At 58.1% G+C, this 26,343-nt stretch carries 25 protein-coding genes and 2 tRNA genes; 11 read left to right on the plus strand and 16 right to left on the minus strand.

Annotation, left to right across the window (positions count from 1 at the left end):
- The first annotated feature begins 33 nt into the window (after nt 1-33).
- The 3 genes from NB069_RS09530 to NB069_RS09540 are packed head-to-tail and all read left to right on the plus strand — an operon-like array spanning nt 34 to nt 3,854.
- Nucleotides 34-1,173 carry an ester cyclase gene (locus tag NB069_RS09530; protein WP_250589116.1) on the plus strand — a complete coding sequence of 380 codons (1,140 nt, stop codon included), beginning with the start codon at nt 34-36 and terminating at the stop codon, nt 1,171-1,173.
- The gene (hisD, locus tag NB069_RS09535; protein ID WP_250589117.1) at nt 1,173-2,483 is read left to right on the plus strand and encodes a histidinol dehydrogenase; all 1,311 of its coding nucleotides are present in this window, start codon (nt 1,173-1,175) and stop codon (nt 2,481-2,483) included. Before NB069_RS09530 ends, hisD begins: the two co-directional genes overlap by 1 nt.
- A gap of 57 nt (nt 2,484-2,540) precedes the next feature.
- Nucleotides 2,541-3,854: an amidase family protein gene (locus NB069_RS09540; protein ID WP_250589118.1), complete on the plus strand. Its 1,314-nt coding sequence runs from the start codon at nt 2,541-2,543 to the stop codon at nt 3,852-3,854.
- Here NB069_RS09540 and NB069_RS09545 read toward each other — a convergent pair.
- The 4 genes from NB069_RS09545 to mdtK form a co-directional block, all read right to left on the minus strand.
- Nucleotides 3,841-5,451 carry an FAD-NAD(P)-binding protein gene (locus NB069_RS09545; protein ID WP_250589119.1) on the minus strand — a complete coding sequence of 537 codons (1,611 nt, stop codon included), beginning with the start codon at nt 5,449-5,451 and terminating at the stop codon, nt 3,841-3,843. The genes NB069_RS09540 and NB069_RS09545 overlap by 14 nt on opposite strands.
- 148 nt (nt 5,452-5,599) lie before the next feature.
- Nucleotides 5,600-5,676 (minus strand) — tRNA-Val (locus NB069_RS09550).
- A 4-nt stretch (nt 5,677-5,680) separates the two neighbouring features.
- Nucleotides 5,681-5,757 (minus strand) — tRNA-Val (locus tag NB069_RS09555).
- Nucleotides 5,758-5,908: 151 nt separating this feature from the next.
- On the minus strand, nt 5,909-7,282 hold the full coding sequence (gene mdtK, locus NB069_RS09560; protein WP_250589120.1) for an MdtK family multidrug efflux MATE transporter: 1,374 nt from the start codon (nt 7,280-7,282) through the stop codon (nt 5,909-5,911).
- Between the two features lie 222 nt (nt 7,283-7,504).
- Between mdtK and NB069_RS09565 the strand changes: the two genes are divergently transcribed.
- Nucleotides 7,505-8,149, plus strand: a complete 645-nt coding sequence (locus NB069_RS09565) for a riboflavin synthase subunit alpha (RefSeq protein ID WP_250589121.1) — start codon at nt 7,505-7,507, stop codon at nt 8,147-8,149.
- Nucleotides 8,150-8,181: 32 nt separating this feature from the next.
- On the opposite strand, the gene cfa is transcribed toward NB069_RS09565, so the two are convergent.
- Complete coding sequence (cfa, locus tag NB069_RS09570) at nt 8,182-9,330, minus strand: cyclopropane fatty acyl phospholipid synthase (protein ID WP_250589122.1); 1,149 nt, start codon at nt 9,328-9,330, stop codon at nt 8,182-8,184.
- A gap of 280 nt (nt 9,331-9,610) precedes the next feature.
- Nucleotides 9,611-10,807, minus strand: a complete 1,197-nt coding sequence (gene punC, locus NB069_RS09575) for a purine nucleoside transporter PunC (RefSeq protein ID WP_250589123.1) — start codon at nt 10,805-10,807, stop codon at nt 9,611-9,613.
- Between the two features lie 115 nt (nt 10,808-10,922).
- On the opposite strand from punC, the gene punR reads away from it, so the two are divergent.
- Nucleotides 10,923-11,846 carry a DNA-binding transcriptional activator PunR gene (punR, locus tag NB069_RS09580; protein ID WP_250589124.1) on the plus strand — a complete coding sequence of 308 codons (924 nt, stop codon included), beginning with the start codon at nt 10,923-10,925 and terminating at the stop codon, nt 11,844-11,846.
- Between the two features lie 5 nt (nt 11,847-11,851).
- On the opposite strand, the gene purR is transcribed toward punR, so the two are convergent.
- Nucleotides 11,852-12,877, minus strand: coding sequence for an HTH-type transcriptional repressor PurR (gene purR / locus NB069_RS09585; protein WP_039029137.1), 1,026 nt, complete (start codon nt 12,875-12,877; stop codon nt 11,852-11,854).
- A 296-nt stretch (nt 12,878-13,173) separates the two neighbouring features.
- Between purR and cydH the strand changes: the two genes are divergently transcribed.
- Both cydH and NB069_RS09595 read left to right on the plus strand, forming a co-directional pair.
- Entirely contained in the window at nt 13,174-13,263 is a 90-nt protein-coding gene (gene cydH / locus NB069_RS09590; RefSeq protein WP_072036634.1) for a cytochrome bd-I accessory subunit CydH, read from the plus strand.
- 164 nt (nt 13,264-13,427) lie between these two features.
- Nucleotides 13,428-14,594 carry an MFS transporter gene (locus tag NB069_RS09595; RefSeq protein ID WP_250589125.1) on the plus strand — a complete coding sequence of 389 codons (1,167 nt, stop codon included), beginning with the start codon at nt 13,428-13,430 and terminating at the stop codon, nt 14,592-14,594.
- Nucleotides 14,595-14,632: 38 nt separating this feature from the next.
- Here NB069_RS09595 and sodB read toward each other — a convergent pair whose 3' ends face one another.
- Together sodB and NB069_RS09605 are read right to left on the minus strand one after the other, a co-directional pair.
- Nucleotides 14,633-15,214 (minus strand): superoxide dismutase [Fe], encoded by a 582-nt coding sequence (gene sodB / locus NB069_RS09600; protein WP_250589126.1) that lies wholly within the window; start codon nt 15,212-15,214, stop codon nt 14,633-14,635.
- A 122-nt stretch (nt 15,215-15,336) separates the two neighbouring features.
- Nucleotides 15,337-16,158, minus strand: a complete 822-nt coding sequence (locus NB069_RS09605; RefSeq protein WP_250589127.1) for a C40 family peptidase — start codon at nt 16,156-16,158, stop codon at nt 15,337-15,339.
- A 336-nt stretch (nt 16,159-16,494) separates the two neighbouring features.
- On the opposite strand from NB069_RS09605, the gene grxD reads away from it, so the two are divergent.
- Nucleotides 16,495-16,842: a monothiol glutaredoxin 4 gene (grxD, locus tag NB069_RS09610; protein WP_250589128.1), complete on the plus strand. Its 348-nt coding sequence runs from the start codon at nt 16,495-16,497 to the stop codon at nt 16,840-16,842.
- A 45-nt stretch (nt 16,843-16,887) separates the two neighbouring features.
- Here the strand turns inward: grxD and rnt are convergent, their stop codons facing one another.
- The 5 genes from rnt to eptA form a co-directional block, all read right to left on the minus strand.
- On the minus strand, nt 16,888-17,538 hold the full coding sequence (gene rnt / locus NB069_RS09615; protein WP_138368829.1) for a ribonuclease T: 651 nt from the start codon (nt 17,536-17,538) through the stop codon (nt 16,888-16,890).
- Nucleotides 17,539-17,634: 96 nt separating this feature from the next.
- Nucleotides 17,635-18,042, minus strand: coding sequence for a lactoylglutathione lyase (gene gloA, locus NB069_RS09620; protein WP_250589129.1), 408 nt, complete (start codon nt 18,040-18,042; stop codon nt 17,635-17,637).
- Nucleotides 18,043-18,125: 83 nt separating this feature from the next.
- Nucleotides 18,126-19,223, minus strand: coding sequence for an alkene reductase (locus NB069_RS09625; protein ID WP_250589130.1), 1,098 nt, complete (start codon nt 19,221-19,223; stop codon nt 18,126-18,128).
- 53 nt (nt 19,224-19,276) lie between these two features.
- Nucleotides 19,277-19,876: a TetR/AcrR family transcriptional regulator gene (locus tag NB069_RS09630; protein ID WP_250589131.1), complete on the minus strand. Its 600-nt coding sequence runs from the start codon at nt 19,874-19,876 to the stop codon at nt 19,277-19,279.
- Between the two features lie 38 nt (nt 19,877-19,914).
- Nucleotides 19,915-21,543 (minus strand): phosphoethanolamine transferase EptA, encoded by a 1,629-nt coding sequence (eptA, locus tag NB069_RS09635; RefSeq protein WP_250589483.1) that lies wholly within the window; start codon nt 21,541-21,543, stop codon nt 19,915-19,917.
- A 149-nt stretch (nt 21,544-21,692) separates the two neighbouring features.
- On the opposite strand from eptA, the gene NB069_RS09640 reads away from it, so the two are divergent.
- The 3 genes from NB069_RS09640 to sodC all read left to right on the plus strand — a co-directional run bounded on the left by NB069_RS09640 (nt 21,693) and on the right by sodC (nt 23,476).
- On the plus strand, nt 21,693-21,932 hold the full coding sequence (locus tag NB069_RS09640) for a DUF1289 domain-containing protein (RefSeq protein WP_250589132.1): 240 nt from the start codon (nt 21,693-21,695) through the stop codon (nt 21,930-21,932).
- 48 nt (nt 21,933-21,980) lie between these two features.
- Nucleotides 21,981-22,877 carry an aldo/keto reductase gene (locus NB069_RS09645; protein ID WP_250589133.1) on the plus strand — a complete coding sequence of 299 codons (897 nt, stop codon included), beginning with the start codon at nt 21,981-21,983 and terminating at the stop codon, nt 22,875-22,877.
- A gap of 80 nt (nt 22,878-22,957) precedes the next feature.
- Nucleotides 22,958-23,476: a superoxide dismutase [Cu-Zn] SodC gene (gene sodC, locus NB069_RS09650; RefSeq protein ID WP_250589134.1), complete on the plus strand. Its 519-nt coding sequence runs from the start codon at nt 22,958-22,960 to the stop codon at nt 23,474-23,476.
- Here the strand turns inward: sodC and NB069_RS09655 are convergent.
- Nucleotides 23,455-25,488, minus strand: a complete 2,034-nt coding sequence (locus NB069_RS09655) for an FUSC family protein (protein WP_250589135.1) — start codon at nt 25,486-25,488, stop codon at nt 23,455-23,457. The two genes, sodC and NB069_RS09655, sit on opposite strands and share 22 nt — an antisense overlap.
- The gene (locus NB069_RS09660) at nt 25,485-26,342 is read right to left on the minus strand and encodes an efflux RND transporter periplasmic adaptor subunit (protein ID WP_250589136.1); all 858 of its coding nucleotides are present in this window, start codon (nt 26,340-26,342) and stop codon (nt 25,485-25,487) included. The genes NB069_RS09655 and NB069_RS09660 overlap by 4 nt, the downstream gene beginning before the upstream one ends.
- Nucleotide 26,343 lies beyond the last annotated feature (1 nt).

Below are 26,343 nucleotides of genomic sequence, written 5' to 3' on the forward strand. Positions count from 1 at the left end.
TCGTATTGTCTGAAAACAGAAGCAGGGGTTCATATGTCTTCCACCGAAGCAACAAATAAAGCACCAGCCGTACCTGAAAAAAACAATAAGCCCACCCGTGATGAACCGGTATTACAGGTTGAGCGTCGCGACTTTATTGATTTAGTGCCGGAGAAACGTCCCCGGGTGCAATCATTACGCGGGTTCGATGAGTGTTATACCGATATTGTCGATTATATTGTTCGCTGCACCCATAAAATATGGGATGAGCGCGACGTGGGATTAATTTATACCCACTATACGCACAACTGCGTTTTATATAACGCCCTGGGCACCCTCTATACCCGCGAGCAGGTGGTGCAGGATACGCTCCAGCGTCTGGTGGCCTTCCCGGAGCGTCGCGGCATGGCAACCCAGGTGATCTGGAACGGTAACGACGTGGACGGTTTTTATACCTCACACCTGGTCACCGGCAGCGGGCGTCACACCCAGTTCAGCCACCTGGGCAAACCGACCAACCGCACCTTTGTCACCCGTACCGTAGCCGACTGCATGATCCACGAGAACAAGATCTACCGTGAGTGGGTGGTGAGCGACAACATGTCCCTGATGAAGCAACTGGGGCTGAACACCGACGAAATCGCCTTCAACATGGCGAAAGAGCAGTTCGACAAGGGCTTTCGCGTCACCGACATCGGTGAAAACGGCCGCATGCTGGGGCAGTATCCGCCGGAGATGGTCTGCGATGTCTCCATTGCCCATACCGACACCGAAGAGCAGTGCCTGCGCTGGATGCACGAAATCTATAACCGCCGCATGCTCGGTAAGATCAAAGAGGTGTATGCCCCGAACGTCCAGTGGCACGGCCCGCTGATGAAAGAGCTGTACGGCACGGCGTCGGTCACGCACCAGACGCTGGCCCTGATCGGCATGATCCCCGATGGCGCCTGGCTGCCGCAGCATATCTGCTCTAATCCATGTGAGGAAGGCGGCACCAAGGTGGCGATTCGCTGGATCATCGAGGGGCACCACCTGGGCTACGGCGAGCTGGGTAAACCCACCGGGGAACGTCTGTTCGTGATGGGCATGTCCCACTACCACATTATCAACGGCAAAATTGTCGACGAGTGGGTGATCTACGATCACCTGGCGCTGCTGGCACAAATCAAACTGGGTCAAATGGAGGAAGCATAATGTCTGTACAGTCAATCGTGGATCAGGTGAGCTGGATCAAACGTCCCCAGGGGCAGGACGCCCAGGCCGACAAATCATTAACCGACAAGGTCAGCGCCATTATTGCCCGCGTGAAGGATGAGGGCGATGCGGCCCTGAGAGACTTCTCGCAGCAGTTTGATAAGGTGGTGCCGGCGCAGTTCGAAGTCACCCCTGAGGAGATTGAAACCGCGCTGCGCGACATGGATCCGCAGACCCGCCGCGACAGCGAGTTTGCCATCGCCCAGGTGCGTCGCTTTGCCGAGGCCCAGCTTGCCACCATGCAGCCTCTGGAGGTGGAAACCCTGCCTGGCGTCCATCTGGGGCACCGGATTATCCCGGTGCAGACGGTGGGCTGTTACGTGCCGGGCGGGCGCTACCCGATCCTCTCCGCCCCGGTAATGTCCATCGTGCCCGCCACGGTGGCCGGTTGCGAACAGATCGTTGCCTGCCTGCCGCCCGCGGCGCACCCGTCGATGATTGCGGTCTGTCACCTTGCTGGGGCCCATCGCATCTTTAAAATCGGCGGCGCCCAGGCGGTTGCGGCGATGGCCTGGGGTACTGAGAGCGTGCCGGCGGTGGATAAAATTGTCGGGCCGGGCAACGCCTTTGTGAACGAGGCCAAGCGCCAGGTGTTCGGCAAAGTGGGGATTGACGCCCTGGCGGGGCCGAGCGAGATCTTCACCATCGCCGACGACAGCGCCGATGCGCGCATTATTGCCGCCGACCTGCTGGCGCAGGCCGAGCATGACGTTCATACCCGCGTCGGGCTGGCAACCACCAGCCGGGCGATTGCCGAGGGAACGCTGGCAGAAATCGAACGCCAGCTGATGACGCTGCCGACCGCCGCGACGGCGGGTGAAGCCTGGCGTCGTCAGGGTGAGATCGTGGTGTGCGACAGCGAAGAGCAGCTTATCGCCTTCGCCGATTACATGGCGACCGAGCATCTGCAGGTGCATACCCGGGATCCGCACGGCACCGCAGCGAAAATCCGCAATTACGGCTCGCTGTTTATCGGCCAGAACGCCAGCGTGGTGTTCTCGGATAAATGTTGCGGCACCAACCACACGCTGCCAACCATGGCCGCGGCGCGCTATACCGGCGGGCTGTGGGTAGGGGCGTACGTTAAAATCTGCACCCATCAGTGGATCGACGAGCAGGGCATCGCCGCCATTGCGGAACCGGCGATCCGCCAGAGCCGTACCGAGGGGATGCAGGGCCACCGTCGTGCAGCGGAGATCCGTCTGCGCCCGGAAGCGCTGGACGCCATTACCTCCGGTCTGCGCGACTAACTGCGACGGGAGGCCAGACGTGGCTCTGGCCTCCGGCATAAGTGTAACGAGGACACTATGCAAAATATGCGGCTGATCCCTCCTGAGGATGCGCCCGAAGAGATAGCCCGACGGCTGGCCATTATCGCCGCCAGGCCGCAGCTGAATGCCATTCTTGGTATCAACCCGGACGCGCAGGCCCAGGCGGAACAGTGCCAGGCGCTGCGCCGTCGCGGTGATCTGCTGGGGCCCCTGCACGGCGTACCGCTGATCGTCAAAGATAACATCGCCTGCGCCGGGCTACCGCTCACGACCGGGTGTCAGGCGCTGGCCGCGCTTCGGCCCGCCACCGACGCGCTGGTGGTGCGACGGCTGCGCGCCGCCGGGGCGATTATTCTGGCCCGGGCCAACATGTCTGAATTTGCTTTTGACGTTCGCTCCCGCAGTTCACTCGGCGGGGACGTGCATCACCCGCTGTTTCCGGGCATCACCGCGGGCGGCTCCAGCGGGGGCAGCGCGGCGGCGGTCGCGGCCGGGATGGCGGAGGGGGCGCTGGGCACCGATACCGGCGGCTCGATCCGCATCCCGTGCAGCTACACCGGGCTGGTGGGGTTAAGACCCCGCGTGCGCCGGGCCCAGATGGAGGGCATCGCGCCGCTCTCCCTGAGTAAAGATACGGTGGGGCCGATGGTGCACAGCGTGCAGGATGCCGCTTTGCTGCACGGGATCCTCCACGGCCACGCGCCACGCGCCGTTGAACCCCTGTCGCTGAAAGGGGTGCGCTTTGGGGTGATCCGCGCCCTGGAGGGCAGTGATGCTCAGCAGCAGGAGGTGTGGCACGCCGCTCTTGCGCGGCTGACGCGTGCGGGTGCCTTCCTTGTGGAGACTGACCTGCCGATACGGGGGGAGATTGAGAGGGCGACCTGCCTGAGTCTGTATGAGTTTCGGGTGGGGTTTGAGGCCTGGCTAAAACAGCATCCGGGCGCCCCGGCAGATCTTCAGGGCATTGTCGCTTCCGGGCGATTTTTGCCGGAGTTTACGCCGCTGCTGAACCTGATGCTCGCCAGCGACAGGTTAAAAACCCCGGCATGGCGCGCCGGACGGCAGCTGCAGCGTTGGCTGCGTCAGGAACTGGCGCAAATCGCGGAGCACCAGCGTCTTGACGGGTTTCTTTATCCGACGGTGAGCCGGATCCCGGACAGTCTGGATAAAATGCCGCCCGGCTGCGCGCCCGAACTTGCGGCTATCAGCGGTTTCGCCGCCATTACGCTGCCGTGCGGCAGCACGCGGAGCGGCTTTCCCGTGGGGCTGGAGATCCTCTCGCTGGCAGCGGATGAGGCCCCGCTGCTGGCGCTGGCCGCCGCCTGCGAAACCGCGTTTATTCGGCGGTAAAATCCAGCCGTCTGCGCACCCGCGAGGCGGGCTGGACGGCGGCTTTCGCCATCGCCTCGCCGATTTCGGCGCACACCACCAGACCCTGAACAAAGGGACGATCGTGCATCAGATACGGCAGAGCGCCGAATGCGATGCGCCCGCGCAGGTAGTCTGGTGCCAGCAGGGTATAGTCGTCCCCAACGTCAGGAATGTCCTCCCCGGCGGATTCCAGCTGGTGGCGGAGCACCGGAAACGGCAGGTCTTTGGTCTTGAGGGGTTTCTGTCCGCGGGCATCGATAAAGACATCGAAGTAAGCGGCTTCGCCCCGGGCGTGGATCACCGTCCGGTCCTCTTTTACCGCCATTTCATAATCGTCACCGAGCGTCAGGATGCTGATAATGCCCGCCTCGCGCAGGGCCAGCAGTCGACGGATAGACTGAGAGGGTATCGCCGCGTAGTTGTCGATAAAAACGCGCGCCAGCCCGACCTTAAAGCGCTCCCGATCTTTTTTAGTCAGGTGGGGCACAATCTTCTCGACGGCCTCGTGCAGGCGCAGGATCGTATAGCGCCACGGCACCGTGCGTTTATCGCGCTTGTTGCGCTCCACTTCATTGAGGTTAGACACCGCCCAACGGAAGGGGCCATGTTTCTCCCGGTCGGCAAACCAGGCCTCGCGAATGCTGTCCGCCGTCAAGGTAGACAACGCGACCGCGTCACTCCACTGCGGATCGGCCTGCTGGAGTTCGGCAACGACAAGCTCAAAGATGCGGTCGAGCAGGCCCTCTGCTCCCTGCGCGATCGCCGCGTCAATCGCCTCTTCCGTGGCGATGGTTAACGGTTCATAGGGGATCGGGCAATAAAAATCGGCTTCGGGAAGGATCCCCGAGCGGGACATGAGCACGATCTTCAGCGCCTCGCTGCCCTCATCCAGCCGGAATTGAATCTCTTCATCATCGCGCTCAATGAATTTGCCATGCTGAATGGCCACGGCCATTGCCGCGTCCAGCCCGCTTAACGAGGTGCCCAAAATGCCCACGCTACAGGCCGGGATTTTGGCCTCCATCAGCCCGGACCAGGGGCTCGGGAAGAAGGTGCGCGAGGCGGCATCTTCGTCAGGCCAGACGTGTCCGGTGGCGATAACGGCCAGGTCGAACGGCTCTGGCTCCGGTTCACCCTCGGCCCACAGATTGACCCCATGAGGGGTGGCCTCCACGTCGGTCACCTGACAGGACTCCCTGACGTTGACCTCAAAACCCTGTGTTCTCGCCTGCCCGATAAGCGCCAGGAACTGGTCGCGGAAATACTGGCCCAGCAGAATACGCGGCAGGAACTGGCGGTCGTGGAGGGCGGATTTTTCCACGCCGTAGCGCGCCAGATGGGCGTCACTCCGGGTGCGCAGCCACTCAAGGTAGGTCGAGAACAGGGGCGGGATTTCGATGCTGGCGATGTTAGCCAGCATCATGCGTAAGTTATCTTCATCGCTGTAAGGCATGCCGACGCCTGCCTCTTCAGCCTGCTCATAGACGGTGACACAGAGCGGTATGTTCAGTTTCAGAAGCGAGAAAAGGGTATAAATACCGGTGGGGCCAGCCCCGACAATGGCGATCTTTTTCATTATGTCCACCTGCTGTTTTTTACCGAATCCATGGGATAAATGCCATGCAGGATAAGTGTGGTAGAAAACCGGTGATGAGCAACTCAGAAACAGGGATGGAAGCGATAAATCAGATAAGAAGAGGAGTTGCACCATTTCAGGACTGAAATGGTGCGTCCGAGTGGACTCGAACCACCGACCCCCACCATGTCAAGGTGGTGCTCTAACCAACTGAGCTACGGACGCAGAATGGTGCGTTCAATTGGACTCGAACCAACGACCCCCACCATGTCAAGGTGGTGCTCTAACCAACTGAGCTATGAACGCAATGTTGTGTGTGACAACGGGGACGGATATTAGCGGCAGTGGCCGCACGAGGCAAGAGGCAAACTGCAATTTTCTTTCAGATTTCACGCGATTGCTGTATTCCCGCGCAAAATGAAGAGAAAGTAGCCGCCCGCAGGCGGCTGGTGGGTCATTAACGCGCGGCGCGTTGCAAAATCACGCTGGAGGGCTGGCGCTGTAAATAACGCATACGCAGCATCATCATCACGGCGGCGGAGGTCAGGCCGATAATAAAGCCCATCCAGAAACCGGCCGGGCCCATGCGATCCACGACCAGATCGGTGAGCGCGAGGATATAACCGCTCGGCAGACCCAGCACCCAGTAGGCGATAAAAGTAATAAAGAAGATCGAACGCGTATCTTTATAACCACGCAGCACGCCGCTGCCGATCACCTGGATGGAGTCGGAGAGCTGATACACCGCCGCCAGCATCATCAGCTGGGAGGCAAGAAGCACCACTTCCGGATTGTCATTATAGAGCAGGGCGATCTGCTCCCGCAGCGTGACGGTAAACAGCGCGGTGCAGAACGCCATGCATATGCCGACGCCAATGCCGGTGCGCGCCGCGACCTGCGCATCCAGGGTTGAGCCCTGACCGAGGCGATAGCCCACGCGAATGGTCACCGCGGCGGCAAGCGACAGCGGCAGAACGAACATCAGCGAGCTGAAGTTAAGGGCGATCTGGTGACCAGCCACGTTTACTATCCCCAGCGGAGAGACCAGCAGCGCGACCACGGCGAACAGCGTCACCTCGAAGAACAGCGCCAGGGCGATGGGCAGGCCGAGCTGCACCAGACGTTTAACCACATCCATGTCCGGCTTGCTGAACCCCGCGTCGTTGCGGATATCGCGCATGGAGCGGGCGCGCTTCACATAGGAGAGCATACCGAAGTACATCACCCAGTAGACCGCCGCCGTGGCGACGCCGCAGCCGACACCGCCCAGTTCCGGCATGCCGAAATGACCATAAATAAAGATGTAGTTCACCGGAATATTGACCAGCAGGCCGATAAAGCCCATGACCATGCCCGGTTTGGTTTTTGCCAGGCCTTCACACTGATTACGCATCACCTGGAAGAATAAATAGCCTGGTGTACCCCAAAGCAGGGCACGTAAATAGCCGACGGCCTTATCCGCCAGGGCCGGATCGATATTGCGCATGGCGTGAATAATATAGCCGGCGTTCCACAGCACGATCATGATCAACACTGAAACAAAACCGGCCAGCCAGAAGCCCTGGCGGATCTGATGGGCGATACGTTCGCGACGCCCGGAGCCGTTCATCTGGGCGATGACCGGCGTCAGTGCCAGCAGCAGGCCGTGGCCGAAGAGGATAGCCGGGAGCCAGATAGAGGTGCCGATAGCCACCGCCGCCATGTCGGTGGCGCTGTAGCCGCCTGCCATTACGGTATCGACAAATCCCATTGCGGTCTGGGCGATTTGCGCGAGTATCACCGGGATTGCCAGAGCTAATAACTGACGCGCTTCACTCATGTACTTCTGCACGTGAACACCTTTGATATTGTTGTTATTTGAAAGAATAAAAGTCGCTGTGAAAAAACAGCAAAAAGAAGATGCGGGGAAGTCCAGCTATTGTAGCGGGGATAAGCTAATTATCTAGTGAAAAAAACGCCAGAAAAGGTGGGTACTGGCAACCTCTATTTTCAACTGTTATTGTGGTGGGATTAAACGGTGTTACCACCGAAGGAACAAACAGGAGTCGTAAGTATGTTTACTGGTATTGTGCAGGGCACCGCGAAGCTGGTGTCCATTGATGAAAAACCCAACTTCCGCACCCACGTCGTCGCCCTGCCGGATGAGATGCTCGATGGGCTGGAGACCGGGGCATCGGTTGCACACAACGGCTGTTGCCTGACGGTAACCGACATTAACGGTAACCTGGTTAGCTTTGATTTAATGAAAGAGACATTGCGTATCACCAATCTTGGCGATCTGGTTGAGGGTGATATTGTTAACGTTGAACGCGCCGCGAAATTCAGCGACGAAATTGGCGGACATTTAATGTCGGGCCATATTATGACCACTGCGGAAATTGCCAAAATCCTGACGTCGGAAAATAACCGTCAAATCTGGTTTAAAGTTCAGGATCCGTCATTAATGAAATACATCCTCTATAAAGGCTTTATCGGCGTGGACGGCATCAGCCTGACCGTGGGTGAAGTAACGCCAACCCGCTTCTGCGTGCACCTGATCCCGGAGACGCTGCAGCGCACGACGCTCGGCAGCAAAAAGCTGGGCCACAGGGTGAATATCGAGATCGACCCGCAAACCCAGGCGGTGGTGGATACCGTAGAGCGCGTGCTGGCGGCGAAAGAGGCCGCCGCCATTCAACAGACGCTCAACGACGCGTGATAAAAAATACCCCGGCATGCCGGGGTATTTTTTTAGCGGGCAACCCGCAGGCCGTGCTCCACGCCGCGGCTGAATACCACCTGCCACAGCTGAATATCACGGGCGCGAAACGCCCCGGCGCAGGCGTTCAGATAGTAGCTGAACATCCGTTTAAACCGTTCAGAATAGTTGTCGGCGATCTCCGGCCAGCTGGCAATAAAGCGCTCATGCCATGCCATCAGGGTGGTATCGTAGTCGGCGCCAAAGTTATGCCAGTCTTCCATCACAAAATGGGATTCGCTGGCATTGGCAATCTGGCGAACCGAGGGCAAACAGCCATTCGGAAAGATGTACTTATCTATCCAGGGATCGACGCGATGGTCGGTTTTGCGCGAACCGATGGTATGCAGCAGGAACAGGCCGTCGGGCTTCAGGTTACGATCCACCACCTCGAAATAGGTGCGGTAGTTTTTCGGCCCCACGTGTTCGAACATCCCCACCGAAACGATGCGATCGAACTGGTCGTTCAGGTCGCGGTAATCCTGCAAAAGAATGGTGACATCCAGACCGGCGCAGCGCGTCTGCGCCATGCGCTGCTGTTCCGCTGAAATGGTGACGCCCACCACGCTGACGCCATAGTGCTGCGCCATAAACTCTGCCAGGCCACCCCAGCCGCAGCCGATATCCAGCACCCTCATGCCGGGTTCCAGCTGCAGTTTTTCGCAGATGAGTCGCAGTTTATCCTGCTGCGCCTGCTCAAGGTTTGTCGCCTGTTTCCAGTATCCGCAGGAGTACTGCATGGCCGGGTCGAGCATACGGCTGAACAGATCGTTGCCGAGATCGTAATGCTCTTTGCCGACAATCCAGGCGCGCTTTTTACTTTGCAGATTGAACAGGCGGGCCGCGGCAATACGCAGGGTATCCTTGATATGGCCGGGCAGTTGTTGTTCCAGGCCCGCCCGCAGGACATTATTGAAAAATATATCGAGGCGCTCGCACTCCCACCAGCCGTCCATATAGCTTTCGCCAAGGCCAAGGGAGCCTTCCTGCAGGACGCGTTTAAAAAAATCGGGGTGTTTGACCTGCAAATCGAAGGATGCCGGGCCGTTGATGGTGATCCCTGCTCGGCTCAGCATTTCATTGATTATCCGGTACCAGTTATCTTTGCGAACGCTGACTTCTTCCAGACACGATGAACTCATAGCTTCTCCACCACATGATGTGATCAGAACCCTTCAACAGCGTAGCCGCTCTTTGGGGGTTGTGAGAAATCTCACGGTGTAACCCGCGAGGCTAATATCCGACGTAGAACAGAGGAAGGGAGACAACCCTTGCCGAAAGGCCATCCATGCTAAAACGGGAGCACTCCGGCTCCCGTTAATACTTAATAATTTTCGTATTTATCAGAATGCGCTAATAAGTATAGGCCTGATAAATGGGTGCTTCAACAGAAATTCGTTAGCACCCTAATCAGTTATCTCCTCAGGCGCGGGAGGTCTCAGTCTGCATCTCGTTATGCTGCCTGAGGGCAGGGAGATACTGCATCCGGTAGCCCAGAGCGGCCAGCACTACGGTCGCAACCATCACGCTGGTGGTGGTCAGCAGCGGGGTGGCAATCAGCCAGGAGACCAGCAGGCTGGCAAGGAAGCAGAGGCCCAGCTGCAGGGTGTTCTGCAGTGCCGCCGCGCTGCCGGTGGCCTGCGGGAAGGGACGCAGCGCCTGCGCCACCACGACAGGATAAATAGCGCCGTTTGCCACCGCCATCAGGCAGAAGGGCACCAGCAGCTCCGCCAGGCCCACGCCCGGGATAAACCCGACCGCCCAGGTGCCGATCACGCTGATCGCGAACAGGCCCAGCAGCCACGGCAGCATCTGATGACCCTGCCATTTTTGCAGGGCGGCGCGACAGCCATAGCCGCCAATCAGGAAGGCGATAGTTTGCGGCACGTAGCTCAGGCCGATCGCCGCCGGGCTGTAGCCCATGTCGCTGAGGATAAACGGCGAGCCGGTCAGCCAGGCGAAGAAGCTGGCGGAACAGGCGGCGTAGATCAGCACGTTACCGCGATAGATGCGGGAGCGAAGCAGGGTGAAGAACGTCACGCGGGATTCAGGCTGCTCTGCTTTTGCCGCCACAGGTTTCAGGAAAAACGCCGGGATCATCAGCACCAGGGTGATGGCAAACAGCACGGCAAAAATGGCCTGCCAGCTGAAGTGGGCGAGGATCCAGCTGCCGAGCAGCGGCGCCAGCGCCGGTGACAGCCCGACCAGCGGCATGATGGTGGCAAAAATACGGTTGGTTCGGTTGGCCGGGTAGTAATCCGTCACCAGCGCCTGCCAGGTGACCGCCGCGGCGCAGACGCCTACTGCCTGGATAAAGCGCAGCACCAGCAGCCAGGTGGCATCGCGCACCCACAGCATGCCCAGGCAGCCCAGCGCGAAAATGGCTAAGCCTGCCAGCAGAACCGGCTTACGTCCAAAGCGGTCGGACATTGGTCCCCATAACAGCTGCGCGAAGGCAAAACCGGCCAGGAACAGGCTCAGGCTGGCGCTGATGGCGGCAGCGGGGGTTTGCAAATCTTCCTGCATAACCGAGAAGGCAGGCAGATACATATCGGTGGCGAGGAAGCCGAGTACGCTCAGGCCGCCGAGCCAGACTAAAAATCCTTTCCTGGGTTGCATAGTTTTATTGTCCTTATGGGTGCAGGTTGAGATAGCCGCTGAGTGTAGGCAGTGCAATCCCGCTTGTGAAACGCTAATATTTGGCGGTTGCATTCAAATTTTTTGCAGGCAGAAAATGTGGTCTGAATATTCCCTTGAAGTGGTGGACGCCGTGGCGCGTAACGGCAGTTTCAGCGGCGCAGCGCAGGAGCTGCACCGTGTTCCCTCGGCCATCAGTTATACGGTGCGTCAACTTGAGGAGTGGCTGGCGGTGCCGCTGTTTGAACGGCGTCACCGCGACGTGGAGCTGACGCCAGCGGGCATGTGGTTTCTTAAGGAAGGGCGCTCTGTTATCAAAAAAATGCAGATCACCCGGGAGCAGTGCCAGCAGATCGCCAACGGCTGGCGCGGGCACATCTCCATCGCGGTGGACAACATTGTTCGCCCCGAGCGCACCCGGCAGATGATTGTCGACTTTTACCGTCACTTCTCCGACGTCGAGCTGCGGGTCTCCCAGGAGGTCTTTAATGGCGTGTGGGATGCGCTGGCGGACGGCAGGGTGGAGATGGCAATCGGCGCGACCCAGGCCATCCCGGTGGGGGGGCGCTATGCGTTTCGCGATATGGGCATGCTGAGCTGGATCTGCGTGGTGGCGAGCCATCACCCCCTGGCCGCGCTCCCCGGCCCGCTCAGCGATGATACCTTGCGCAACTGGCCGTCGCTGGTGCGGGAAGACACCTCCCGCTCGCTGCCAAAACGTATCACCTGGCTTCTGGACAACCAGCGGCGGATCGTTACCCCGGACTGGGAATCGGCGGCAACCTGCCTCTCGGCCGGGCTGTGCGTGGGGATGGTCCCGGTTCATTTCGCCCGCCCGTGGATCGACAGCGGCAAATGGGTGGAGCTGACGCTGGAAAACCCCTTCCCGGATGCGGCCTGCTGCCTCACATGGCAACAAAACGATATGTCACCGGCGCTGGCGTGGCTGCTGGATTATCTGGGGGACAGTGAAACGATGAACAGGGAGTGGCTGCGGGAGCCAGAGATACTGGCTCCCTGAGCGGATCAACGGCGGTAGTCGCGGAACGGGCCATCGGCGACGGAGCGGCGTTCGATCAAACGCGGATGCACTTCAATGGACTGCGACTCTTCGCGCTTGTTGACGATACGGTCAAGCAGCATGTTGAAGGCCGTTTCCCCTAGCGAATCTTTTGGCTGGTGAATAGTGGTCAGGGCCGGGGTGAAGAAGCGGGCGTTGCGCACGTTATCATACCCGATCAGCGAAACGTCCTGCGGCACGCGCAGCCCCATCTCGTCGGCGGCGCACAGGGCGCCCATCGCCATAATGTCGCCGCCGCAGAAAATCGCGGTCGGGCGCGGGCTCTGGGAGAGGATCTGCTGCATCGCGCGGTAGCCGGACTCCGGTTCAAAGTCGCCCTGCACGATCCAGTTTTCCGGCACCGTGATTAACGCTTCTTCCATCGCCTTCATAAAACCGGCCAGACGCCCGGCACCGGTATTGCGCTCCAGCGCCCCCGGAATAACGCCGATGTCGCGGTGACCGCGTTCAATGAGATACCGTCCTGCCATGTAGCCGCCTTCAAAGGCGTTATCGATCACCGAGTCGGTGAAGTCGGCTTTCGCTTCGCCCCAGTCCATCACCACCATCGGGATGTTGCGATACTCTTCCAGCATCGTCAGCAGGGGCTCCGGGTATTCGGAGCACATCACCAGCAGGCCGTCGACGCGCTTTTGCGCCATCATCGACAGATAGGCCCGCTGTTTCTCCAGGCTGTTCCAGGCGTTGCCAAGGATCAGGGTATAACCTTTCTGGAAGCAGTTTTTCTCTACCGCTTCAATAATTTCTGCGAAGTAGGGGGCTTCGCTGCTGGTCGCCAGCAGGCCGATCGATTTGGTGTGATTCACCTTCAGACTGCGGGCCACGGCGCTCGGAGAGTAGTGCAGCTCTTTAATCGCTGCCCAGACGTTATTACGCGTCTCTTCCGCGACAAAGCGGGTTTTGTTAATAACATGTGATACGGTTGTAGTGGAAACGTTTGCGCGTTTCGCTACGTCTTTAATTGTTGCCATCAGATGTCACTCCAGACCATATCTAAACTCCTGAAAAACCAATAGGTAAACGTTTGCCTTCACTCGCCCTAATTGCGCAATTTGAATTGCGGTACGCCGGGAAAACGACACAGGACGTCAGGAGGGGGTCAATGGCCGGTACGCTAATAAATTTAGCGTGGAATTTTGTCTGATCTTGACCAAAAGGGGAAGAGTAAAAATGGATATCAATCTAAATCCAGCAAGATTTTTACCCTGAACTGTGCAAAAATGAGCAGGCTCACTCTTCATGGGGTGATTCAAAAGGAGAAAAATTGATGAGTACCGATCTTAAGTTTTCGCTGGTTACCACCATTATTGTTCTGGGTCTGATCGTTGCGAGCGGTCTGACGGCTGCGCTGCACTGATATTCGCGAGGGAGCTATCGCTCCCTCGTCTTCCTGCCTTTATTGTTACGCGTCCGGCAAAAATCTTTTGCCAAATTGTTAACTTCTCATTTTTTGTGATTGATGTCATGCTTTCGCCTTCATTGTTCTGTGTCGCCTGACGACACGGTGTCTGGAGTTGAAGTATGAGAATCAATTTTCCGCTGCTGGCCCTGGCCATTGGCGCCTTTGGTATTGGCACCACCGAGTTTTCCCCGATGGGGCTGTTACCGGTTATCGCCCGGGGCGTGGATGTCTCTATTCCCGCTGCAGGCATGCTGATCAGCGCCTACGCCATCGGCGTGATGGTGGGGGCGCCGCTGATGACCCTGCTGCTGTCGCACCGCGGTCGCCGTAACGCGCTGATCTTCCTGATGGCGATCTTTACCCTCGGTAACGTTCTGTCTGCGCTGTCGCCGGATTACACCACGCTGCTCCTGTCACGTATTCTGACCAGCCTCAACCATGGCGCCTTCTTTGGTCTCGGGTCGGTGGTTGCCGCAAGCGTGGTGCCGAAGCACAAACAGGCCAGCGCCGTGGCAACCATGTTTATGGGGCTGACCATCGCCAACATCGGCGGCGTACCTGCCGCGACCTGGATGGGCGAGGCGATCGGCTGGCGTATGTCCTTCCTGGCGACTGCGCTGCTGGGCGTGGTTTCCATGATCGCGCTGTTCTTTTCCCTGCCAGCGGGCGGGGCGGGCGAAAAGCCGGAAGTGCGCAAAGAGCTGGCGGTGCTGATGCGCCCGCAGGTGCTCTCGGCGTTGCTGACCACGGTGCTCGGCGCCGGGGCGATGTTTACGCTTTACACCTACATTGCACCGGTTCTGCATGACATTAATAACGCGACGCCAGCCTTTTTCACCGCGATGCTGGTGCTGATTGGCGTTGGTTTCTCGCTGGGCAATTTCCTCGGAGGCAAGCTGGCGGACCGCTCCGTGAGCGGCACCCTGAAGGGTTTTTTGCTGCTGCTGATCGTCATCATGCTGGCGATCCCATGGCTGGCGCGTAACGAAGTGGGCGCGGCGTTTGCGATGGTGGTATGGGGGATGGCGACCTTTGCGGTAGTACCGCCGCTGCAGATGCGCGTGATGCGTGTCGCGAGCGATGCGCCGGGGCTATCCTCTTCCGTCAATATCGGAGCGTTCAACCTCGGGAATGCGCTGGGGGCGGCGGCCGGTGGGGCGGTGATTTCGGGCGGCCTGGGTTACAGCTTCGTTCCGGTGATGGGCGCTATCATTGCGGCACTGGGGCTGCTGCTGGTGCTGACTGCCGACAGAAAACAGCCTGAAGCGGTTTGCGCTACCGAATAAAACAATAAAGCAGAAGGCCGGGCCTTCTGCTTTTTTCGTTATGCCGCGAAGTTCTTCGCCACAAATTCCCAGTTTACCAGCGCCCAGAAATGCTCGAGGTAGTTCGGGCGCGCATTGCGGTAATCAATGTAGTAGGCGTGCTCCCAGACGTCCACCGTTAACAGCGGGGTGGCGTGGCTTGTCAACGGCGTGCCCGCGTTGGAAGTGGAAACGATCGCCAGTTTGCCGTCCGCCTCTTTCACCAGCCAGGTCCAGCCTGCGCCAAAATTCTTTACCGCAGCGTCGGTGAACTTCGCTTTAAATTCCGCAAAGCTGCCGAAGGCCGCGGCGATGGCGTCTGCCAGTTCACCCGTCGGTTCGCCACCCGCTTGTGGGGCCAGGCAGTGCCAGTAGAAGGTGTGGTTCCACACCTGAGCGGCGTTGTTAAACACGCCCCCCTCGGAACTGCGCACGATCTCTTCCAGCGTTTTCCCTTCAAAGTCGGTGCCGGCGATCAGGTTGTTCAGGTTGGTTACGTAGGTCTGGTGGTGTTTGCCGTAATGATACTCCAGGGTTTCCGCAGAGATGTGCGGAGCCAGGGCGTCTTTTGCATACGGTAATGCAGGTAATTCAAACGACATTGCTTCTCTCCTTATTATAGTGATCCATCCAATAACCCTATTGAATGAAGGGGTAGAGTAGCAAATTGAAAGGGTATGCAAAAGAGGAACTTACCCCGCTGGTATTCCAGCGGGGCAGGGGATTAACGCAGGGTGTTGGGTTTCATCACGCGGCGAGCGCCGACGTAATGGCGCTGCCAGTAGTCTTCGCTCAGGGAGGTGATCTGAATGTCCTGGCCGGTGCGCGGCGACTGGATAAATTTGCCGTTGCCCACATAAACGCCCACGTGATCGGCGGTGCCACGACCCCGGGTGCGGAAGAACACCAGATCGCCGCTCTCGAGTTCGCCGCGATCGACCGGGGAGGCGTCACGCAGGTGGTACATCTCGTTCGCGGTGCGCGGAATACGGAATTTAACCAGATCTTTATAGGCATAATAAACCAGGCCGCTGCAGTCGAAGCCGGTACGTGGCGAGGAACCGCCCCAGCGATAAGGTTTACCAATCTGGCCCATCAGTTTGTTTAACGCCGTTTTCTGCGCTTTTTGCACCCGGACTTTGTGCGCTTCAGCCAGCGTCGTGGTTTTGCTGGTTTTTACGCACTGCGCTTTGCGGCCTTTACGGGTAGTACATTTTTCTGTCACAGCGCGGGAGGCGGTTTGTGTTGAACGGGTCGCGCTGCGGGAGGAATTTTTGCTTTTCTTGCTGGAGGTGGCTGGCTGTGTTTTAGCGAGGCTACTTTTTTTGCTGCTGCTCTTTTTGCTGGTGGTGCTTTTTTTCGTGCTCTCTTTTTTGGTGGTTTTGCTGGTGCTGCTTTTTTTCTTGGGTTCGGTTGCTTTCGCCAGATGCGTTTTATGGGCGGCAGAAGGCCGCGCCTGCTCTGAGGCGTTTGCCACCGGCGTGAAGGTAAGAGATGAAAACAGCAAAGCACAGAGCGTGATCGAGAATGTATTTATTCGCGCCACTGGGCATTCCCCTGGTAATTGCAGGTGATAAATAAGCCTGCGTATGATTTACAAAACTTGTCGATTCTAATCTATAAAAAGCCCTGACGTTAATACTCTTTTTGCATCTAAAACTGCGTTTCGTTAAGGAGTGCAAAAAATCAGAATTTGAATGGGGTGTTTTGTACATTCGCTGAACAAAGCCGCAGGGAATCACGCGATAAGTTAGGTTTGCAATGCAACTTTACCTCCCGCGCGGTAAAATCACAGAGGTGACGAAAATGTTATTTTCCGTAGTCGGCCTGAAACGCTACAATGTCAGACTATTGCCGTAACAGAAGTTAAAGGAAGCAAGACATGAGCACTACTATTGAAAAAATTCAGCAACAAATCGCAGAAAACCCGATCCTGCTGTACATGAAAGGTTCTCCGAAGCTGCCAAGCTGCGGTTTCTCCGCTCAGGCGGTCCAGGCGCTGTCTGCCTGTGGCGAACGTTTTGCTTACGTTGATATTCTGCAGAACCCGGATATCCGCGCAGAGCTGCCAAAATTCGCTAACTGGCCGACCTTCCCGCAGCTGTGGGTGGACGGTGAACTGGTTGGCGGTTGCGACATCCTGATTGAGATGTACCAGCGCGGCGAACTGCAACAGCTGATCAAAGAGACGGCTGCAAAATACAAATCAGAAGAGCCAGGCGCCGAGTAAATCCGCGCTCCGGTAAATAGAAAAGCGACCCTGCGGTCGCTTTTTTTATGCGTTGTTTTCGGCGTCCGGTAACGGCCAGCCGCCAAGGCGTTTCCAGCGGTTAACGATTTCACAAAACAGTTCTGCCGTGCGCTCGGTGTCGTAAAGCGCGGAGTGCGCCTGGGTGCCGTCAAAATCGATACCGGCGGTGATGCAGGCTTTGGAGAGTACGGTCTGCCCCAGCGCCAGCCCGCTCAGGGCCGCGGTATCGAAGGTTACAAACGGATGGAACGGGTTACGCTTGAGCGACGCGCGCTCGGCGGCAGCCATCATAAAGCTGTGATCGAATGTGGCATTGTGCGCCACCATGATCGCGCGATTACAGTTCTGGTCTTTCATTCCCTTGCGCACCATTTTGAAGATGGCATGCAGCGCGTCATATTCGCTCACTGCCCCGCGCAGCGGGTTATGGGGATCGATGCCATTAAACGCCAGCGCCTCAGGCTGCAGGTTCGCCCCTTCAAAGGGTTCAACGTGGAAGTGCAGCGTGGAGTCCTGCAGCAAATTGCCCTGTTCATCCATTTTCAACGTGATGGCGGCAATTTCCAGCAGCGCATCGGTTTTGGCATTAAATCCAGCGGTTTCGACATCAATCACGACAGGATAAAAACCACGAAAACGGTCGCACAGACCGGTAAGTTGAGCGTTATCGGACATCTGGATCTCTTACAAGGGGAAAAAAGCAGTGCGCATTATGGCAAATTTCGCAATGAGATGCAGTAAAACAACGGGCGCATTGCGCGCCCGTCAGGATCAATTGCCCAGACCGCGACCGGCGTCTTTGGCTTCAATCAGTTCAATTTTGTAACCGTCCGGATCTTCAACGAAGGCAATCACCGTGGTGCCGCCTTTAACCGGACCCGCTTCACGGGTGACGTTGCCACCGTTTTTGCGGATACGCTCGCAGGCTTCCGCTGCGTTATCCACTTCCAGCGCAATGTGACCGTAGGCAGTGCCCAGCTCGTAGCTATCCACACCCCAGTTATAGGTGAGTTCGATAACCGCTTCTTCGCTCTCTTCGCCGTAACCCACGAAGGCGAGGGAGTATTTATACTCCGGGTTTTCGCTGGTACGCAGCAGGGTCATGCCCAGCACGTTGGTGTAAAACTCGATGGAACGTTGCAGATCGCCAACGCGCAGCATGGTGTGAAGTAGGCGCATATTATCCTCTTAGCTTTTTATCATCTTGAACAGAAACGATGTTTTAGTATAGCGGCGAATTGTCGCCGCTATCAATGCAGGGATTATAAAGAGGGATAATCGGTATAACCTTCTGCGCCGCCGCCGTAGAAGCTCTCCGGACGCTGCGGGTTCAGCTCGGCTTTGCGCTGCAGGCGGGCAACCAGATCCGGGTTTGCAATGTAGGCGCGGCCAAAGGCCACGGCATCAATCAGCCCTTTGTTGATCAGATCTTCGGCTTTCTCCGGCGTATAGGCGCCCGCGCCGATGATCACACCCGGGAAGCGGTCACGCACTTTCTGACGGAACGCATCTGAGTAGGGTTCGCCGCCAGCCCAGTCTGGCTCGGACATGTGCAGATAGGCGATGCCGCGCTTTGCCAGCTCTTCGATCAGGTACAGGGCGTCCGCTTCTTCGTTCGGGCCATTATCCACATTCTGGAAAGAGCCAATCGGCGAGACGCGGATCCCGATGCGGTCTGCGCTCCACTCTTTCGAGACGGCATCCACCACCTCCAGCACCAGACGGGCGCGGTTCTCCACGCTGCCGCCATACTGGTCGGTACGCTGGTTAGATGAAGGGGAGAGGAACTGGTGCAGCAGATAGCCGTGGGCAGAGTGCAGCTCTACCAGGTCGAAGCCAGCTTCGCGGGCATTGGCAACGGCCTGGCGGAAATCGTTCACGATGCCCGGGATTTCGTCCAGCTCCAGCGCGCGCGGGGTTGTGGTATCCACGCGAATCGCGTTGCCGTTCTCATCACGCAGGGAGGTACGGGTACCTGCGTTAAGCGCAGAGGCAGACACCGGCGCCTGACCGCCAGGCTGGATGCTGCTGTGGGAGATACGCCCGGTGTGCCAGAGCTGAACCGCGATGCGGCCATCTTCGGCGTGCACGCCGTCGGTAATTTTCTTCCACGCGGCGATCTGCTCCGGGCTGTGCAGGCCAGGTGCGCCAGCATAGCCTTTAGCCTGGGCTGAGATCTGCGTGGCTTCAGAGATGATGAGCCCCGAACTGACGCGCTGGCGATAGTATTCGCCCATTAACGGCGTCGGGATATCGCCTGGCTCGATACTGCGCAGACGGGTGAGGGGTGCCATAAAGACACGGTTTGGGGCCTGGATCGCGCCCACTTTGAGCGGGGTAAATAATTTTTCGGCTGACATAATGGCTCCTGAGTAGACCGGTCGTCTAGTAAATCGATAAATAAAAACGCCTGTTAACTGCCAGGCGTAGCAATGATGTTCTTCACATGATCCAGCGCGCTCTCCAGCGGCAGCGCGCTGCGGGACATTTTGGCCTGCAGGTTGGCACCCAGCCACAGGGAATAGAGCACCTGCGCCTGGGTAAGCGGCTCACCGACGAAGGTGAGGGATTTTTCGTCCCGCCCCTTCGCCAGCGCCTGCGCCAGCAGGGTGATGACACCCGTAGCTCCTTTATCCATCGCCGTGCGCATATCTTCGGAGAGATCGCACACTTCGGCAGAGAGTTTAACCGTCAGGCAACCGCTGATAATGCCCTGGGCACAGAACTGGGTCAGCGTCTCCTGATAATAAGCCAGAACACGATGGCGAGAGTTGCCCTTGCCGCTGGCGAAATGGTTGGCCAGACGCTGATGGTAGTCTGCATAGTGGCGCTCCAGCATGGCCACGCCAAACGCCTCTTTTGAGCGAAAGTAGTGATAAAACGACCCCTTCGGCACGTCGGCAGTTTTCAGCAGCTCGCTCAGACCCATCCCGGTAAACCCGCGGTGCATGCAAAGACGCTCGCCGGTCGCCAGGAGATGTTCGCGTGTATCGTGTTCAGTATGCTTATTCATGACGTCAATGTAGTAGACCAATCGGTCTAATGCAAGCTTTATGTTCGGCGACAGTGGCTAAGCAGATCCATTTGCGACTGATAAACCGAGGTCTGGATATTCATCATCCCCAGCACCGTGGAGAAGAGGTTGTCCTGTGACACCGCCTCTTTCGCGGCCTGGTCACGCAGGCACTGCTCATCTACGCCAAAGTTCTTTTTATAGTCCTGCGACAGCCAGAACATAAACGGAATGTGCGTCTGTTGCGAAGGGGCCAGCATGTACGGCGTGCCGTGCAGATAGAGTCCGTTCTCTCCCAGCGATTCGCCGTGATCCGAGAGATACACCAGCGCCGTATTCATCGTCGCCTGACGCGCTTTCAGGGCGTCGATGGTTTGACTCACGATGCTGTCGGTGTACAGGATGGTGTTGTCATAGGTGTTTATCAGCGCCTGATGATCGCAGTCCTGGATCTGGTTGGTGTCGCAGGTCGGGGTGAATTTGCGGTACTGCGCCGGATAGCGCTCATAGTAGGCCGGACCGTGGCTGCCCATCAGGTGGATCACCAGCACCGTATCCTGCTTCAGGCCATCCAGGGTGTCGTTCAGCCGATAGAGGTTAACGTCATCAATACAGGACTTGTCCTTACAGAATTGATCCAGCTTCCACTGCGTCATGTCGGTGTGCGGGATGCGGTTGCAGGCACCTTTACAGCCGCCGTCGTTGTCCCGCCACAGCAGGTTCACCCCGGCATGGCCCAGCACGTCCAGCAGCCCTTCCTGATGATGGGCCAGATCGGCATCGTATTTTTTACGCGGCATCCCGGAAAACATGCAGGGGACGGAGACGGCCGTTTCGGTACCGCAGGAGGAGGCCTGCGGGAAGTTAATCACGTCCTCCTTTTTCAGCTCCGGGTTGGTATCGCGGCTATAGCCGTTCAGGGAGTAGTTTTCCGCCCGGGAGGCTTCACCGATCACCAGCACCAGCACGGTTTTTTTATGCTGCGCCATCAGCACCGGGCCTTTTTGTGCATCTTCCCCAAGACGAATTAAGGTCTGGTCGCCCGCGAACCAGCGTGCCTTGCTGTATTTGGCGATGGCGCTGATGTAGTTGGCTGGGGTCACCATTTTGACAATGCCTTTGTTATTGCGAAACAGCGAGGCGTAATCCTTATAGAAAACCGCCGCCACCAGAATGATGACCACAAGGCTTGCGAGGATCGCCGCCACCCGCATCAGCAGCGTCTGCCACCACTTACCCGGACGGATACGGATCATCGCCAGCACCACGGCAGGGATCAGCCCGGCGACGGCCAGCCACAGCAGCAGCTGAGGCGTAATCAGCGCCGTTGCCTCCTGGGAATTCGTCTCGAAGACGTTGACCATCATATTCTGATCAATCACCGCCCCGTAGGTGAACATAAACCAGGTCGCCGCCGCGCAGCCCAGGGTGAGCATTACCAGCAGCGGTTTGCGGATCAGGGGAATATTGAGAATGCTGAAGACGATAACCCAGCCGCAGAACAGCACCAGCGGCACGGTAAGGGCAAAGATAAAATCATGCAGCCGCGCCGGGGAGATCACCTGCCAGCTGCGGTGAATAAAGAGGGCGTTTAATAGGGTAAACAGGAGTGCGCAGCCCAGGGTAAACTTTGTATCGTTACACTGTAACTTTCTGGATATCAGCATCATCATTAAAACCGGGGATTATTTTGATGAGGCGAGTATAGGGAGCGAAGATTAGTGAAACCTTAATGCCACAATTCTGTGGTTGTCCTCTTGCGTAACCCCGGCTTAAGGTCTTCACTTTACTAAATCTTGGGTCCGGGGAGGTGCGTGTGGCTGAACAACTGGAGTTCTTTCCTGTCCAGAGCCCGTGCCGGGGCATTTGCCAGTCGGATGAGCGCGGATTCTGCCGCGGCTGTATGCGCAGCCGGGAAGAGCGGTTTAACTGGCAGTCCATGAGCGATGCCCAGAAGCAGGAGATCCTGCGCCTGTGCCGTCAGCGTCTTTTGCGTAAAATGCGCGCAAACAAACCCACCGAAGCCGAAGAACCGCAGCAGCCCTCACTGTTTTAGCCCCGTAAAGGCGTATACTCTCCGCAGATTTTTTTAAAGGAAATAACTATGGTTCAGCGTATTACCCTTGCCCCGCAGGGCCCGGAGTTTTCCCGATTTGTGATGGGCTACTGGCGTCTGATGGACTGGAACATGTCCGCCCAACAGCTGGTCAGCTTTATTGAAGAGCATCTGGATTTGGGGATCACCACCGTCGATCACGCCGATATTTATGGTGGCTATCAGTGCGAAGCGGCCTTCGGCGAGGCGATGAAGCTCTCCCCGGCGCTGCGCCAGCGCATGGAGATCGTCACTAAGTGTGGGATCGCCACCACCGCGAAGCCAGAGCATGCCCTCGGCCACTATATTACCGACCGCGACCACATTATTCGCAGCGCCGAGCAGTCTCTCACCCATCTGGCGACCGATTATCTCGACCTGCTGTTGATTCACCGTCCCGACCCGCTGATGGATGCCGATGAGGTTGCCGAAGCCTTCCTCGCCCTGCACCAGAGCGGCAAGGTGCGCCACTTTGGCGTCTCCAACTTCACGCCAGCCCAGTTTGCGCTGCTGCAGTCGCGTCTGCCGTTCACCCTCGCGACCAACCAGGTTGAGATTTCCCCGGTGTATCAGCCGCTGCTGCTGGACGGCACCTTGGATCAGCTCCAGCAGTTGCGCATCCGCCCGATGGCCTGGTCCTGCCTCGGCGGTGGACGTCTGTTCAACGACGAATCCTTCCAGCCGCTGCGCGATGAGCTGGCGCAGGTGGCCCAGGAGCTGAACGCCGAAACCATCGAGCAGGTGGTGTATGCATGGATTTTACGCCTGCCATCCCAGCCGCTGCCGATCATCGGTTCCGGTAAAATCGAACGCGTGCGCTCTGCCCTGGCGGCAGAGCAGCTTAACATGACCCGTCAGCAGTGGTTCCGCATCCGTAAAGCCGCGCTGGGTTATGACGTGCCGTAATTCTCTATTTATCTGACTTTCCGGTTAAAACTTTGCCCCTGGTATAAACTTAAGGGGCAAAAAATAACCAAGGAGGTCATATGAAGCGATTTACTCTGGCAGTATTAACGCTGGTGGTGTGTGCAGGTGCGCAGGCCGCCAGCGAAGAAGTCAAGATGAACCTCGTCACCTCTCAGGGGATAGGCCAGTCCATCGGGACGGTGAAAATCACCGAAACCGATAAGGGCCTGGAGTTTTCCCCGGATCTCAAAGCCCTCCCGCCGGGCGAACACGGCTATCACGTTCACGCCAAAGGCTCCTGCGAACCCGCTATGAAAGACGGCAAACCGTCCGCCGCTGAGGCCGCAGGCGGACACCTCGATCCCCAGAACACCGGCAAACACGAAGGGCCAGAGGGTATGGGCCACTTAGGCGATCTGCCCGCGCTGGTGGTGAATAATGACGGTAAAGCCACCGATCCGGTGGTCGCGCCGCGCCTCAAAAAGCTGGATGAGGTGAAGGGCAAGGCGCTGATGATCCATGTCGGCGGCGATAATATGTCGGATCACCCAAAACCCCTTGGCGGTGGCGGGGCGCGTTACGCCTGCGGAGTGATCTGATCGCTCAGGGTGCCCGGTGCGGGCGCCTGTTCCAGCTGGGATAGCGAGCAGTGCAGCCGCCAGATCAGGGCTGCCAGCTCCTGCCCGGCCGGTTGTGGATGATGCCCCAGGGCATCGCAAATCCGCTGAAGTTCATCCAGGGTGGCGGCCAGCGGCCGCTGCTGTACCCCGCGTTCGCTCATGATATCCCGCAGCAGCGAGACGGCGACATCCCGCACCTGTGCCAGCGGATCCGAACGGGTTTGCCAGTCACGTAGCTGCCACACCACATGGCTGCAGTTAAGCAGCACCACGCCCCAGCGCAGCAGCCAGCGGCGCGCGAGCGCATCCTTGCTGCTGTTAAGCTGGCTCACATGGTGATACACCAGCGATTCATAACCATATTCACTCAGCCGCGGCTTACGGCTGAGCTGATCGACAAACCCCCGACGCAGCTCCCGAATGTGACGTCGGCTTTTTCGCGCGTCCGAGCCCGGGCGCAGCACCGCAAAGGCCAGCCAGGTCAGCCCTACGCCAAGGATTTTTGCCAGGTCATCATTGAGGAAATCGGCAAAGTCATACACCGGCGGGTTGGTCACCGATATAAATGAGCCCATAAAGACAATCAACTGTCCCCATAGCCCGGCCATGGCGGGCATCTGCTGCTTCAGCAATTGCATGGTGGTCAGGAGTGGGAACAGGAAAAGCAGGAACAGCCACAGATCCGAGATCTGCACCATCAGGCCAAATTTGACCACGAAACTGAACAGGGACAGCAGAACCAGGGTGCGCAGCAGCAGGGTGAGGGAGTTAAAGGGCGAGGCCGCTACCGAATAGAGCACGCTGCTGATCGCCGCCAGGGTCAGGGCCGCGCCTCCCGCGTCCCACTGGGCGGCGATGGTCCAGGCACCCACGAGGCTCAGGGCGCAAAAGGTACGAAAGCCGCTCCACAGGGCTTCGAGATTATCGGTATGGCGGGCCAGCGCCGGGCTGCGGGGCACCGCAAACTCCGTAATCGGGGTGGCCGTTTCAACGGCTTTAATCCAGCGGCTGCTGCGCAGATAAAGGCGGCAGAAGTAGCGTAAACGCTGCCAGAAGGCACGATGGCGGTAATCGTTGTTATGTTCCGGCCTGAGCGGGGCGATAATCCGCGCCACGGTATAAAAGTCAGTTTCTGGCCGGGCAAGGGCAGCGAGCAGCTGGTCGATCACTTCCCGGGTATGGGCTGGCGGGTTGGGCCAGTTTAACAGCATGCGGCGAAGGCTTGAGATGGCGCTGGTCATCCGCAGTTGCTGATGAAGAAGATAGTTAAGCAGGGCGTTCTGGCGGCGAAAACGGTAGTGGCTCCAGAAGGCCTGTATACGCAGCAGGTTCATGGTCAGAATCTGGGCGATAACCTTCTCATGGGCCAGGCGAATGGCATCGGTGCTTTCGGGCTGCCACAACAGGCTGGCATGCTCCAGCAGCCGGGTGTGCATGGTTTTCAGCGCCGTAATAAGGGCGGTGCCGTCGGAGGTGCTGGGGAGGATCATCATCATCACCCCGCCGCTGAGGATACCGATAATGACTTCGCACACCCGGGCCTGGGCGATATCCCACAGCTGGGTGGTGTCGAGGATGTCGATGACCGGAAAGGCGATGATTGCCGCCGTGTAACCGGCCAGCTGGAAAGCATAGGCAACGTTATTGGTGAAATGGGCGCAGGCCCAGGTACAGACGGCGAGCCAGGCCGCCATGCTGAACAGAAACAGCCACGGGTCATTAAGGGTATGACCCGCAATGATCAGCGCCGCGGTGGCACCCAGCAGGCTACCCGCCACGCGGCCAAGGCTTTTACTGATCACGCCGCCCACGGTCGGGAAGCTGACCACTGCTGCCGAGGTCATCGCCCAGTAGGGTTCATCCAGATTGAGACAATAGGCGACCGTCAGGGCCAGGCACATCGCAATCCCGTTGCGCAGGGCATAGCGCCACTGGGCCGGGGTCGCTTTCAGCCATGGCAGATTGCGCCAGGAAAAAGCGGGCAACTTCACCGGGCCGTTCCGATGGAGACGGTGCAGGTGGTGCCGGAGACCAGGGTCAGGTCATCTGGCAGCCTGTCAAAACTGATGCGCACCGGAATACGCTGCGCCAGCCGCACCCACGGGATATTGGGCTTCACGTCGGGCACCAGGCCCGAATCGGTCTCCACGCTCTGATCGTAAATGGCGCGACCAATACTGGAAACGTGACCCTGTAACCTTTGCGAACCGCTGTAAAGGACAATCTGCGCGGGCGCACCTTCACGAATATGGCGGAGCTTGGTCTCTTCAAAATAGCCCACGACGTAAAACGAGTGGCTGTCGACAAGGGCAAATACCGGCTGGCCGGTGGTGGCGTAATCTCCCACGCGGGTGGAGAGGTTGGTCACCCAGCCGTCAACCGGGGCTTTGACCACCGTCTGGGTCAGCTGCCACTGGGCCTGTTTAAGGGTTGCTTCTGCTACCGCCACGCTGGCCTGCATTGCTTTGACGTTGATGTTGGCGGTATCCAGATCTTCTGCGGAGATATAGTTTCGTGACAGATGGCGACGACGGTTGGCTTCGTTATTGGCTTTCGCCAGATCGGACTGGGCTTTCGCCACCTGGGCTTCGGCGTTCAGCACTGCAATATGGTATGGCGTGTCATCAATCTGGAACAGCACCTCTCCGGCATGCACGAACTGGTTATCTTTAACCTTAAGGGTGGTAATGGTGCCGGAGATCTGCGGCGTCACGCTGACCTGTTCGGCGCGCACTTTTCCGTCACGGGTCCAGGGGGACTGCATATAATAGTTCCAGAGCCACCAGCCTGCGATCAGCGCGAGGGCCAGAACCAGCAATGATGAAAAATATTTAATTGTTTTCATA

This window comes from Leclercia adecarboxylata (assembly GCF_023639785.1).
GTDB classification, from domain to species: Bacteria; Pseudomonadota; Gammaproteobacteria; order Enterobacterales; family Enterobacteriaceae; genus Enterobacter; species Enterobacter adecarboxylatus_D.